The 12820-nt window shown below is 43.4% G+C and carries 12 protein-coding genes; 4 read left to right on the forward strand and 8 right to left on the reverse strand.

The window, feature by feature from the left end:
• The first annotated feature begins 97 nt into the window (after positions 1-97).
• The 3 genes from mfd to HGD77_RS07040 all read left to right on the forward strand — a co-directional run bounded on the left by mfd (position 98) and on the right by HGD77_RS07040 (position 5721).
• Positions 98-3556 (forward strand): transcription-repair coupling factor, encoded by a 3459-nt coding sequence (gene mfd / locus HGD77_RS07030; RefSeq protein WP_004646759.1) that lies wholly within the window; start codon positions 98-100, stop codon positions 3554-3556.
• A 229-nt stretch (positions 3557-3785) separates the two neighbouring features.
• Positions 3786-4220: an HIT domain-containing protein gene (locus tag HGD77_RS07035; protein ID WP_004646760.1), complete on the forward strand. Its 435-nt coding sequence runs from the start codon at positions 3786-3788 to the stop codon at positions 4218-4220.
• A gap of 55 nt (positions 4221-4275) precedes the next feature.
• Entirely contained in the window at positions 4276-5721 is a 1446-nt protein-coding gene (locus tag HGD77_RS07040; RefSeq protein WP_004729820.1) for an adenylate/guanylate cyclase domain-containing protein, read from the forward strand.
• A gap of 89 nt (positions 5722-5810) precedes the next feature.
• On the opposite strand, the gene fdx is transcribed toward HGD77_RS07040, so the two are convergent.
• The 8 genes from fdx to HGD77_RS07080 form a co-directional block, all read right to left on the reverse strand.
• The gene (fdx, locus tag HGD77_RS07045) at positions 5811-6149 is read right to left on the reverse strand and encodes an ISC system 2Fe-2S type ferredoxin (RefSeq protein WP_004279821.1); all 339 of its coding nucleotides are present in this window, start codon (positions 6147-6149) and stop codon (positions 5811-5813) included.
• Positions 6150-6164: 15 nt separating this feature from the next.
• On the reverse strand, positions 6165-8024 hold the full coding sequence (gene hscA / locus HGD77_RS07050; protein WP_004646762.1) for a Fe-S protein assembly chaperone HscA: 1860 nt from the start codon (positions 8022-8024) through the stop codon (positions 6165-6167).
• Positions 8025-8065: 41 nt separating this feature from the next.
• Positions 8066-8581 carry a Fe-S protein assembly co-chaperone HscB gene (gene hscB / locus HGD77_RS07055; RefSeq protein ID WP_004646764.1) on the reverse strand — a complete coding sequence of 172 codons (516 nt, stop codon included), beginning with the start codon at positions 8579-8581 and terminating at the stop codon, positions 8066-8068.
• Positions 8582-8685: 104 nt separating this feature from the next.
• Positions 8686-9006 carry an iron-sulfur cluster assembly protein IscA gene (gene iscA / locus HGD77_RS07060; RefSeq protein WP_004279817.1) on the reverse strand — a complete coding sequence of 107 codons (321 nt, stop codon included), beginning with the start codon at positions 9004-9006 and terminating at the stop codon, positions 8686-8688.
• A gap of 34 nt (positions 9007-9040) precedes the next feature.
• Positions 9041-9427: a Fe-S cluster assembly scaffold IscU gene (gene iscU, locus HGD77_RS07065; RefSeq protein ID WP_004279815.1), complete on the reverse strand. Its 387-nt coding sequence runs from the start codon at positions 9425-9427 to the stop codon at positions 9041-9043.
• A gap of 104 nt (positions 9428-9531) precedes the next feature.
• The gene (locus tag HGD77_RS07070) at positions 9532-10749 is read right to left on the reverse strand and encodes an IscS subfamily cysteine desulfurase (protein WP_004279813.1); all 1218 of its coding nucleotides are present in this window, start codon (positions 10747-10749) and stop codon (positions 9532-9534) included.
• A 1-nt stretch (position 10750) separates the two neighbouring features.
• A complete protein-coding gene (locus HGD77_RS07075; protein WP_004279811.1) occupies positions 10751-11224 on the reverse strand; it encodes an Rrf2 family transcriptional regulator in 474 nt (157 codons plus the stop codon).
• A 112-nt stretch (positions 11225-11336) separates the two neighbouring features.
• A complete protein-coding gene (locus tag HGD77_RS07080) occupies positions 11337-11987 on the reverse strand; it encodes a hypothetical protein (protein ID WP_004646765.1) in 651 nt (216 codons plus the stop codon).
• A gap of 203 nt (positions 11988-12190) precedes the next feature.
• Between HGD77_RS07080 and HGD77_RS07085 the strand changes: the two genes are divergently transcribed.
• Positions 12191-12664 (forward strand): phasin family protein, encoded by a 474-nt coding sequence (locus HGD77_RS07085; protein ID WP_168730761.1) that lies wholly within the window; start codon positions 12191-12193, stop codon positions 12662-12664.
• Positions 12665-12820 lie beyond the last annotated feature (156 nt).

Genomic DNA, 12820 nt, shown 5'->3' on the forward strand with positions numbered 1-12820 from the left:
CGTATGGATGTGGCAAGACTGCATAAAAATAACAAAATATCCTGAGATCATCGTGCTAGTATAAGCCTCAGGTTATTTAGACTTTAAAGCTATATCCATGTTCCAACAAGAAATTTCCCAACTCAATTTACCACAACTCAAAGCAGGCGAGAAACGCTGGTTAGGCAATCTGCAAGGTTCCTCGACGGCATTGTTGCTCAAAGAAATCGTGCAGCAGCAATCGCGTTTATTTATCGTGATTGCACGTAATAATCAGCATTTGGGTCAACTGGAAAGTGAACTGGAATTTTATGGGGTTAAACCCACGATTTTTCCAGATTGGGAAATCTTGCCTTATGACCGTCTCTCCCCCCATCAGGATATTGTCTCGGAACGTCTGGCAATCTTATCCAATATGCCAAAAACTGGCGTACTGTTGCTGTCCGCCTCAACTTTGGCACAACGTGTGGCGCCGACCTCATGGATTCTGGGTGAGCATTTCGATATTCATGTCGGTCAGAAATTTGATCTGGAACAACAAAAGAAAAAGTTGATTCAGGCCGGTTATCATCTGGTCGATACCGTCTATGATCCAGGTGAATTCGCGGTACGCGGCAGTATCATGGATATCTACGCATCGGGACAGGAAGCACCGATTCGGATTGACCTGTTTGATGATGAAATTGAAAGCCTGAAATTTTTCGATGCCGAAACTCAGCGCACCACGCAAAGTTTGCAGCAGTTTACCGTATTGCCGGCACAGGAATTTCCGCTCAAGGAAGGTCGTGCCACTTTCCGTGACCGCTATGCCGAATTTTTCCCGACCGCGAATCCAAAGAAAAACCCGATCTATCAGGATGTGATGGATGGCATAGTCTCGCCGGGAATCGAGTTTTATTTGCCCTTGTTTTTCAGCGCGGAAGCCATGCAAGGCCAAAGTTCACTGATTTCGTACCTACCGAAGAATGGCATTGTCATTACAGATAAGGCTCTGGACGAAAGTCTCAGCCAGTTTTGGCAAGATGTGGTGCGCCGTTATGAAGATCGTCGCCACAATGTCGACCAACCGATCATGCCGCCTGAAAGCCTGTTTTTTCAGACCAATCAGGTGCTGGAGCAGCTGAACCAGTTTGCACGCATCATTGCCGCACAAACATCTTTTGATCAAAAAGCTGGGGTATTGAATCTTGATACCCAGTTGCCACCGCGTCTGCCCGTAGATCCGAAACGTGAAAAACCGTTTCATGAAATCAAAAAATATATTGATCAGGCTAATCATCCGGTATTGCTAGTGGCTGAAAGTGCTGGACGCCGGGAAAGTCTTAAAGATGCCTTAAGGCCAAGTCTGGGTGATATCCCCACGGTTGAAAATTTTGATAGTTTTATTCAATCTCTGTATGCAATTGCCATTACCAATGCGCCTTTAGAGCGTGGTCTGGTATTGACCGATCGTGTCAGCGTAATTTCTGAAAATCAGCTGTATGAACATCGCGTGGTACAGCGCCGTCGCAAACGTCAACAGGAAGTTTCCGAAGAGTTTCTGATCCGAAGTCTAACTGAGCTGACCATGGGCGCGCCTGTGGTACATATCGATTATGGGGTCGGACGTTATGCCGGTCTGGTCACCCTAAGTATTGATGATCAGGATCACGAATTTTTGCAGCTGGATTATGCGGATGCCGCCAAAGTCTATGTGCCGGTGACCAATCTACACTTAATCAGCCGGTACAGTGGTGGTGATCCGGATCTGGCACCTTTGCATAAACTGGGTACGGACGCATGGAATAAAGCCAAACGTAAAGCGCTGGAACAGATTCACGATGTCGCGGCCGAATTGCTGCATATTCAGGCACGGCGTTCTTCCAAGCCCGGGATCAGTTTTGAAATCGATCAAAGCCTGTATATGCAATTTGCCAGTGGCTTTGCCTATGAAGAAACACTGGATCAGGCCAATGCGATTGAAGCGACGTTGCATGACATGCAGCAGGCCAAGCCGATGGATCGTCTGGTGTGTGGTGATGTCGGGTTTGGTAAAACAGAAGTCGCAATGCGTGCCGCATTTGTTGCAGTACAGAATAACCGGCAGGTGGCGATTCTGGTACCGACCACTTTGCTGGCACAGCAGCATTATGATTCATTCAAAGACCGCTTCGCCGACTGGCCAGTCCGGATTGAAGTGCTGTCACGTTTCGGCTCTTCCAAAGCACATACCAAGACCATTGACGACCTGATTGAAGGTAAAGTCGATATTGTGATTGGTACACATAAGATTTTGCAGGAAAATGTTCAGTTTAAGAATCTTGGCTTGATGATTGTCGATGAAGAGCATCGTTTCGGGGTGCGCGACAAGGAACGAATCAAGGCGATGCGTGCCGATGTCGACATGCTGACACTGACTGCAACTCCAATTCCACGGACACTGAATATGGCCTTTAGTGGCATGCGTGATCTGTCGATTATCGCCACACCGCCGGCACGCCGTCTTGCGGTGAAAACCTTTGTGCAGGAACATACCGATGACACCATTAAAGAAGCGATTCTGCGTGAATTGCTGCGCGGTGGTCAGGTTTATTTTCTGCATAATGAAGTTGATACAATCGATCGTGCCGCCGAGCATATCCGTAAACTGGTGCCGGAAGCGCGGGTGATTGTGGCCCACGGGCAGATGCGTGAACGTGAACTGGAGCAGGTGATGCAGCAGTTCTATCACAAGGAATACAATGTTCTGGTATGTTCGACCATTATTGAAACCGGGATTGATGTTCCGAATGCCAATACCATTCTGATTGAACGTGCTGACAAGCTGGGCCTGGCACAATTACATCAGCTACGCGGACGTGTAGGACGCTCACACCATCAGGCTTATGCCTACTTAATGGTGCCGTCTTTAAAAGCCTTAAAAGGTGATGCAGAAAAACGTCTGGATGCCATTCAGCGTGCTTCGACCTTGGGTGCCGGTTTTATGCTGGCAACCGAAGATCTGGAAATTCGCGGCGCAGGTGAGTTACTAGGTGAGCAGCAGAGTGGTTCGATGCAGGCTATTGGTTATAGCCTGTATATGGAAATGCTGGAAAAAGCCACCAAAGCCATTCAAAAAGGCAAAACGCCAAACTTCGATGCACCATTGTCATTGACTGCCGAAATTACCCTGCATATGCCAGCGTTGATTCCAGATGAATATCTGGGTGATGTGCATCAACGTCTGTTGTTCTATAAACGCATCAGTAATACTGATACCCAGGAAAAACTGGACAATATCCGGATGGAATTGATCGATCGTTTTGGTATACCGCCGCAACCGGTCAAACAGCTCTTTGCTGTACATCAGATTCGATTGAAAGCCGAGCAGCTTGGTATTACTAAAATTGATATCAGCAGTCAGGGTGGGCATATTGAATTTGCACCGGATACTCCGGTTCAAGCCATGACGATTATCCAGATGATGCAGAAACATCCGACCTATTTCCGGATGGATGGCGGTCAACGTCTAAAAGTCATGGTCATGCTGGAAGACTATCAAAAGCGGATTCAGTTTATACAGGATTTACTGGACAGTCTGCTTAAAGAATTGCACTGATTTTATTCGATTAAATCAGCCTGAAAATTCAGTTTGGATTTCATTTTCCAATGAAGTTTGCAGGAACAACAGGCTTGATTTTTTTAATGAATTGTTTACAGTAATTGTTGTGATGTGCTTCGCAACAAATCATGAGAATTTGTCTTTAAACACATTGCTTTCAATATTCAGCTTCAGTTGGATATGTTAGTATTAGCCATCATTCTAATTTTGCATCATTTATAAAGATATGTTTAGTTTGCATCCACAACTTGCTCAAGATACGTTTTTTGTAGGCGACTTTCCTTTGTCAACATGTCGTTTGATGAATGATATGCAATTTCCCTGGCTCATTCTGATTCCACGTGTGCCGGGTGTCTCTGAATTATATGAATTGAGTCAAGCTGACCAAGAGCAGTTTTTAAGAGAGTCAAGCTGGTTATCAAGCCAGCTGGCACGTGTTTTCCGTGCAGATAAAATGAATGTAGCAGCGCTGGGTAATATGGTGCCGCAATTGCATTTTCATCATGTAGTTCGTTATCAGAACGACGTTGCATGGCCGAAGCCTGTTTGGGGTACACCTGCTGTTCCTTATAGCAGTGAAGTATTGGCACATATGCGTCAAACCTTAATGCTGGCTTTACGTGGTCAGGGCGACATGCCATTTGACTGGCGCATGGACTAATCAGCCAAGGCATTCCGAGAACCATGAACAGTTGCGGACTTCAGGGAGGGAGTGAGTGCAATTAGACGACTGGATTCAAAAAGAACCCCATCAGTTTGAGTATTTCCATCGCATGATGGGATACATCATGCTGTCTGTGGTTCTGGTCGTCTTTCATTACACTGAACCAGATACCCAGTATCAGCTTTTTGTTCCATTTTTTTTGTTTCTGGTTTTGCTAATTACACCGAAACTATCTCGCTGGCTGATCTATCGTCATGATTATCACATCCGGCGTAATATTCTTTTCCTGATTGATGTCATTGTCATTTCGGTGGTTTTGGCGGCCGTGCATCTGGACTTGGTCTTGTCCTTGCTGGGTCTGGTCGCAGTGCTCTATACCGCGATCAGCAATAAAATTTCATTTATGATGGCATCTCTAGCCAGCCTGATCGGGATTACGCTTTTTTATCTGGCCAATATTCTGGTCTTTGGGTTTAATAATTATTTCGAACCGACCAGCAGTGAGTTGACCGTTTTAGGCTTTATCTGTCTGATTACCTATTTTGGTGTCGGAAGTTTTTATCAAAGTGGTCGTGTGCAATACATGACCCAGAAAAAAGACCATTATTTCGAACAGATGAACCGTTATATGGAATTTGCCAATCAGCTGAGTCGCTATGCGCCCGTGCAGTTATGGCAATCCATTATGAAAGGTGAATCTGAAGCCAAAATTGAATATAAACGTAAAAAGTTGACGATCTTTTTCTCTGATATTCAAGGCTTTACAGAGCTATCTGAAACTCTGATTCCAGATGATTTAGCATTCCTGTTGAATGACTATCTTCGGCATATGACCGAAATCGCTAAAAATTATGAAGCGACTGTCGATAAATTCATGGGTGATGCCATCCTGATTTTCTTTGGTGATCCGAACTCCGAAGGTGTGGAACAGGATGCTAAGAACTGTATGGAAATGGCATTGGCGATGCGTCAGCAAATGAAATTGCTGCGGGAACGCTGGATTAAAATGGGTTATCCGCCACTGCATATCCGCATGGGGATTTCAACCGGTTATTGCCACGTAGGGAATTATGGGGCTACGCATCGTATGGCTTATACCATTGTAGGACGTGATGCCAATCTGGCAGCGCGTTTGCAAAGTGCAGCGGAAGTCGATGAAATCCTGATTTCGGAAGATACTCATAATCTGATCAAAGATGATTATCTTTGTGCACCGAAAAAGCCGATATTCTTGAAAGGCATTAAAGCACATGTAAGAACCTGGCAGGTCATGGAAAAATATGCGTCTCAGAAAGTCGAGTATCAGCGCTGGTTCGATTATGAATATAAGGGCTTTCATTTATTGCTGAATCTGGATGAAGTGCAAAACTTTGAATATCCTGAGCTGATTCATGTACTAGAAAAAATGATTAAACGCATTGAAACTCAGCAGAAAATGACCAATTCACAAGGTATTGTCAAATTGAAGCTTGAGGATGAAGTAATTGAACACATTTAAAGTTCATGTAAATTTACTTTAATTGTTTCTTATAAAGAGAAAAAACCACGCATGAGCGTGGTTTTTTATTTTAGCCTGCAACGAAAATCTTAGTGATTTTCTGACGCATGGTTAATGGTGTATTTTGGAATTTCAATTTCCAGATCTTCATCGTCCAGTTTAACCTGACAAGAAAGACGTGAATCAGGTTCTAAACCCCAGGCACGATCGAGTAAGTCAGCTTCAACATCATCCATTTCTTCCAGGCTGTCAAAACCTTTGCGTACCACTACATGGCAGGTGGTACACGCTGCTGACATATCGCAAGCATGTTCGATTTTAATGCCATTTTTTAGCAGGCTTTCGCAAAGATTGGCATTTTGTTCGACTTCAAACTCAGCACCTTCGGGGCAAATCTGCGCATGTGGAAGAACTTTAATACGTGGCATAGTCGTTACCTTAAATTAGTTTGAGTTTGACCAGTCGTCGAGTTTAGTGCCCTTAAGAGCTGCATCAATATGTTGATTCATACGTGCTGCTGCAAAAGCATCACTATGTATTTTAAGCTGTTCAACGGCAGATTCAATCGCTTTGATATCTGAACCCTGAAGCTGAGTTTCAAGTTGTGCTTGCGCAGTTTGCAGTGCTGCAAGTTGATCTTCAGTCAACAGACCGGCATCCGCTTGGAGTGCCTGAACCAGTGCTTCCAGCTCACGCTGTGCTTCCACTTTGGTTTCATTCAAATGACGAAGATTCTTATCTTCTTCAGCGAACTTATAACCGTCTAGCAACAGACGTTCAGTATCTTCACCCGATAAACCATAAGATGGTTTGATATCGATTTGAGCCGTCACGCCAGAGGTGGTTTCTTTGGCAGATACAGTCAGCAAGCCATCTGCATCGACCTGGAACGTCACTTCAATACGTGCCTGACCGGCAGTCATTGGTGGAATGCCATGCAGGACAAAACGCCCTAAACTACGGCAATGCTCAACCAGATCACGTTCACCTTGAACCACATGAATCAACATGGCAGTCTGGCCATCTTGATAAGTCGTAAATTCCTGACGACGAGCGACTGGAATCGCAGTATTACGCGAAATTAATCGTTCAACCAGTCCGCCCATGGTTTCAAGACCAAGAGACAGAGGCGTCACGTCTAATAGTAATGAGCCATCAGTTGAGTTGCCAATCAATTGGTTCGCAGTAATTGATGCGCCAATCGCAACCACTTCATCCGGATTAATAGTGCATAGTGGTTCTTGATTGAATACTTCACGCACGGCTTTTTGTACTGCATAAGAACGGGTTGAGCCACCGACCAAAACGACATTTTGAATGTCATCCAGTTCAAGCTTGGCATCACGCATCACACGCTTACATACGCTGATGGTCTTATCCAAAGCAACTTTAATGATCTCTTCAAATGTCGGACGGTCAAGCGTCAATACCTGATCAAGCAATTTGAGTTGAACTGAATCTGCATCAGACAAAGCTTCTTTGGCTTTACGTGCTGCAACCACAAAATGTGCATATTCTGCATCATTCAAGGTGTCAATATTCAGTTGTTTCTTGGCCCATTTCAGGATCAAACGATCTAGGTCATCACCACCGAGGGCAGTGTGGCCACCGGTTGCCAGAACTTCAAACACACCTTGACTAAAACGCAGAATCGAAACGTCAAAGGTACCACCACCCAAGTCGTAGATCACATAGTTGCGATCTGTACTTAGATTGCTTTCCTGATCGAGACCATAAGCAACAGCAGCAGCGGTTGGCTCATTCAACAAACGTAAAACATTCAAGCCAGCAAGTTGAGCAGCATCACGGGTTGCCTGACGCTGTGCTTCATCAAAGTAGGCCGGAACAGTAATAACGGCACCATTGACCGGATTTTGCAGACTGGCTTCAGCGCGGTCTTTCAACTGCTTTAAAATTTCTGCAGAAATCTCAACCGGCGTCTTACGGCCTTGTGCGGTTTCAAAAGCCGGCATTTCATTCGCTTCACCAACCAACGCATAAGGATGCTGGAATTTGATGTCAGCTTTCGAGCGACCCATAAAACGTTTTACAGAAACGATGGTGTTTTTAGGGTCAGTAGTAATGAAAGGCGCAGCTTCATTGCCGTATTGAGTCTGTTGTTCTGCATAATGCACGATAGAAGGAAGTAGCACACGACCTTGTTCGTCATTAAGTACTTTGGCTTTACCTGAAAGAACCGTGGCAACCAAAGAGTGGGTGGTGCCTAAATCGATACCAATCGCAATGCGGTGTTCATGTGGTGCACTTGATTGACCTGGTTCTGCAATTTGCAAGAGAGCCATAGTGTTACATCCTTTGCACGTTAAATATTAAATACTAAAAATTAGAAATCATCATCAAGATCAAAGCTGTCATCGTCCAGGAAGCGGTCTTCCGCTTTGTCGATATCGGCCATGACTTTAACGAAGAAGCGTAGTTTGCGCACTGTATCGCGTGCTTCGGCCCAGTCTTCATCCGCATAATCAATTTTGAACTCGCGAACCAAGCCCTCAATCCATTGCTGGACTTCGACTTTCAGTGAAGTTAAATCTTCAGCAGAAGTTGCATCGTCAAGTTGTTCACGAATTTCCAGAGCGTCCTGCAAGAATTCAAAATCACTGATCGACTGATCTAAGTGATAATCCTGTTTCTTGAGAGACAGTAAATACGCTGCACGGCTATCGACCGCTGACAAGGTTTTAAATGCCTGATTGATATCACTTGATTTAATCAGAGCCTGATCTTTGTCTTCAGCTTTATCTGGGTGATATTGTTGCTGCAACTTTAAAAATTCAGTCTTTAAAGCCGCTAAATCAATATCGAGTGCTACAGGAAGGTTGAACAACTCAAAATGATTCATGGGAGATGGGATCCGCGATTAATGTGCAAAAGTAACTGTATAAATGCAATTAAAACAGTGTGAAACACACTGTTTTAATGTCAAAAAGAGAATAACTGCCGGGTTTATACAGTGAAGGATTCACCACAACCGCATTCGCCTTTTTTGTTGGGGTTGTTAAATTCGAAGCCTTCGTTCAAGCCGTTTTTAACATAGTCCATCTCCATACCTTCAAGATAAACCAGGCTTTTCGGGTCAACGAATACTTTAACCCCAAACTGCTCAAAGGCTTGGTCATGTGTATCGACTTCATCGACGAACTCGAGCACATAGGCCAGACCAGAACAGCCTGAAGTTTTCACACCAACGCGAATGCCTTCACCCTTACCGCGATTTTTTAAATAATTGCTGATATGAGTTGCAGCATTTTCAGTTAAATGGATCATGAAAACTCCGTTAAAATTTCAAAACGTGGAACAATTAAGCTTTAACTTTCTTGCTACGGTAGTCTTCTACAGCTGCTTTGATTGCATCTTCAGCAAGAACAGAGCAGTGTACTTTTACTGGTGGAAGTGCAAGTTCAGTTGCAATATCAATGTTCTTGATCGCTTGAGCTTGATCCAAAGTTTTACCTTTGAGCCATTCGGTCACAAGTGAACTTGATGCAATGGCAGAACCACAACCATAAGTTTTGAAACGTGCTTCTTCAATCACGCCTTCATCGTTTACCTGAATCTGTAAACGCATCACGTCACCACATGCTGGCGCACCAACCATACCAGTACCAACGTTTTCAGCATTTTTATCTAAAACGCCAACATTACGAGGGTTTTCGTAATGATCAATTACTTTTTCGCTATAAGCCATGTTGCTTCTCCAAACCTCGGGGTCAGCCTCAGTATTAAATATGGGGGTAAAAAAACTTTTCTCAATGAGATAGCAACGGATTTGTCACTATCTCAGAATGAAAATTAGTGCTCAGCCCACTCAACTTTAGAAAGGTCAATACCTTCCTTATACATATCCCAAAGCGGAGAAAGTTCACGTAACTTCTCAACAGCAGCTTTAGTGATAGTCAATACGTGATCGATATCTTCTTCAGTGGTGTATTTACCGAAGCTGAAGCGGATCGAACTGTGTGCAAGTTCGTCTGAAAGACCCAATGCACGAAGTACATAAGATGGTTCAAGTGTTGCAGATGTACATGCCGAACCTGAAGATACCGCAGCATCTTTCAATGCCATCATCAATGATTCGCCTTCAACGAAGTTGAAGCTAATATTCAGGTAGTTCGCTACGTTTTGTGTTGGATGGCCGTTCAGGAACACTTGTTCAAGACCTTGTAAACCATTCCACAGCTTGTCGCGAAGTACACGTAAACGAGTCTGTTCAGCTTCCAAGTTTTTGCCTGCAAGTTCAAACGCTTCACCCATACCTACAATCTGGTGAGTCGCAAGGGTACCTGAACGCATACCACGTTCATGGCCGCCACCATGCATTTCAGCTTTAAGGCGTACACGCGGGCTACGACGTACAAACAGTGCGCCAATACCTTTAGGGCCATAGATCTTATGCGCAGAGAAGCTCATCAAATCTACTTTTAAAGTTGAAAGATCAATTTCAACTTTACCCGCTGCCTGAGCTGCATCGACATGGAAGAAAATCTTGTTGGCGCGAGTGATTTCACCAATCGCTGCAACATCAGTCACAGTACCGATTTCATTGTTTACCATCATCAGGGAAACAAGAATTGTGTCTGGACGGATCGCTGCCTGTACCATTTCAGGCGTAATTAAACCGGTTTGAGGTTGAGGCTCAATATAGGTAATTTCAAAACCTTCAGACTCAAGCTCACGACAGGTATCTAAAACTGCCTTATGTTCGATTTTAGAGGTAACGATATGTTTACCTTTAGATGCATAGAAATGAGCCACACCTTTAAGCGCAAGGTTGTCTGACTCGGTTGCACCTGAAGTCCATACGATTTCACGTGGATCAGCTTTAATTAAATTCGCAACTTGTTCACGTGCATATTCAACTTTTTCTTCTGCTTGCCAACCATACGCGTGTGAACGAGATGCCGCATTACCAAAGGTACCATCGAATGTTAAGCATTCCATCATACGTTCAGCAACCTGAGGATCTACAGGAGTTGTAGCTGCATAATCAAGATAAATCGGACGTTTCATGTCAAATACCTGTAACCGATAAAAGGGCTGAATCTAAAGGTGCTGATTTTTGGCGTAATGACACAGTCTGGACGTTGTCACGTGCAACCAGATCAGCAAGCGAGATTTTTTCTAAATAATCGGCGATGTGATGGGAGAGTTCCTGCCATAAATCATGAGTCAAGCACATCGCGCCATTCTGGCAATTGCCTTTATGGTCACAGCGAGTCGCATCAACTGTTTCGTTTACAGCTTCAATAATTGCTAACACAGTAATTTCATCTGCATTACGTGCTAAATGGTAACCACCATTTGCGCCACGAACACTAGAAACTAAACCATGACGCTTGAGCTTCGCAAATAACTGCTCAAGATAAGCAACAGAAATAGTTTGACGTGCTGCAATTTCAGCGAGCGTTATCGTTTTTTCAGAAGGCTGCAAAGCTAGATCAAGTAGAGCAGTCACAGCGTAGCGACCGCGAGTGGTTAGGCGCATGATTCGATACACATGGTTAGACTAGATGTGTAGATTTTATGAATCCCGACTAAATTAGTCAAGTTATTTTTAGTAGACCTTAGTGGGATTTAATTTTTGGAGAATGAAAGATTTACATGCTCAGCCAATTATACACTAATAACATAATCAAAAGTACGCTGCTCAGGCCAAAAATGATATTAATACGCTTTTGACGGCGTTCGATCCGTTTCAGGCGGTTTTTATACTGTTTGACTTCCACTTGCAGGGTATTGATCTTGGAGCGCTGTTCTTCAATTTTCTTTAAAAGCGGTGCAATACGCTTTTTAGAAGCAATAATTTCCGCTTCATCCGTCGGCGCATCAGACAGCCAGTGTTTCCAGTCGGCTAGTACTTTTGGCAAGCTGAATACGGTTAACAGATCACGAAACTCATCTTTTAAAACCTGATTGCCATCAATGCGCATGCTGCGAATGCTACGACGATTGCCAAAAATGAAAATTTTAATCAGATCGGGAAGTGTAGTGCGCACATCCAGGTCGACAATGCGGCCCGGTGCTTTGTGGTCAAATAATAGTCCATTGGGGGTGAATTGCACATAAAAGTCGAAATATGGAATATAGCTATTGATTTTAATCGAGATGTTTTTATCTACAAACTTTTTGGCCTGTAATGCAACGACACGATCATGCTTGAGAATGAAAGTAAATATTGTCTCTAAAACAATTAACGTCATCGTAAGCAACAAATGCGGTTGATTTTGACTTTGTTGCGATTCGCTCATATACAACCAATCCTTACCTGAAATATAAAGTGAAAAAGCTTCCTGCTTGTGAAGAGATTTCAGGGTTAAATCAAATTAGACTTGAAATAAATTGCTTTGTAGAACAGTTTATCAAATCTATCAAGTACTAAATTTGCTATTATGCAGTGGTTTTGTAGAATAATTTATAATAATTGCGCAGAAAACAAACAGGAGCCGTGCACATGGACAAGTCAAAAACAGCACAAGACTCAGCTGAACCTTCGAATGAGAAAATGCTGAAACCCAAGTCTAAATCTGCCTCGGAGCGCAAATCGGTTCTTGATTTTCGTAAATACACCAAACAGATCTGGTTGGCTGGACTTGGGGCATTTTCACGTGCAGAAGAGGAAGGCAATAAACTGTTTGACTCGCTGGTCAAGGTCGGGGAAGAACTTGAATCTAAAACTGCAGATATTGCCGATCAAACTGTAGAGAAGGTTTCAGAAAAAGCCAAAGAGTCGGTCACAGACACCAAAGACAAAGTGGAAAAATTAATCGACAACTCTGTTCATCACTCATTGAATCGTATAGGATTAGTCACACTGAAGGATGTACAGTATTTGGAACGTTTAATTCTCCAGTTGCATGCCAAGGTTGATCAGTTGACTGCGGAACAAGAAAAAATGAAAGAAGAATTGCCGAAAAAACTTAAATAAAATGACTTTATTTATTATTCAATGTTTTTTTCGCATATTTTTTGAAAAAAAAGAGGTTCTTAAGTATTGCGTTTATACCTAAAGCATTGCTATAAAGGCGTTATGGCATGTTAAACCAATTCTTGAACCTTAAATAAACGATATTAAGAGGACGTA

The organism is Acinetobacter sp. NEB149 (assembly GCF_012516415.1).
GTDB classification, from domain to species: Bacteria; Pseudomonadota; Gammaproteobacteria; order Pseudomonadales; family Moraxellaceae; genus Acinetobacter; species Acinetobacter lwoffii_V.

Bases quoted from the DNA above. Each gene is read 5' to 3' on its own strand.
- HGD77_RS07080 (WP_004646765.1), bottom strand. From the start codon at position 11,987: ATGAGCGAATCGCAACAAAGTCAAAATCAACCGCATTTGTTGCTTACG.
- mfd (WP_004646759.1), top strand. From the start codon at position 98: ATGTTCCAACAAGAAATTTCCCAACTCAATTTACCACAACTCAAAGCA.
- HGD77_RS07070 (WP_004279813.1), bottom strand. From the start codon at position 10,749: ATGAAACGTCCGATTTATCTTGATTATGCAGCTACAACTCCTGTAGAT.
- HGD77_RS07035 (WP_004646760.1), top strand. From the start codon at position 3,786: ATGTTTAGTTTGCATCCACAACTTGCTCAAGATACGTTTTTTGTAGGC.
- hscB (WP_004646764.1), bottom strand. From the start codon at position 8,581: ATGAATCATTTTGAGTTGTTCAACCTTCCTGTAGCACTCGATATTGAT.
- HGD77_RS07075 (WP_004279811.1), bottom strand. From the start codon at position 11,224: ATGCGCCTAACCACTCGCGGTCGCTACGCTGTGACTGCTCTACTTGAT.
- hscA (WP_004646762.1), bottom strand. From the start codon at position 8,024: ATGGCTCTCTTGCAAATTGCAGAACCAGGTCAATCAAGTGCACCACAT.
- iscA (WP_004279817.1), bottom strand. From the start codon at position 9,006: ATGATCCATTTAACTGAAAATGCTGCAACTCATATCAGCAATTATTTA.
- HGD77_RS07085 (WP_168730761.1), top strand. From the start codon at position 12,191: ATGGACAAGTCAAAAACAGCACAAGACTCAGCTGAACCTTCGAATGAG.
- fdx (WP_004279821.1), bottom strand. From the start codon at position 6,149: ATGCCACGTATTAAAGTTCTTCCACATGCGCAGATTTGCCCCGAAGGT.
- iscU (WP_004279815.1), bottom strand. From the start codon at position 9,427: ATGGCTTATAGCGAAAAAGTAATTGATCATTACGAAAACCCTCGTAAT.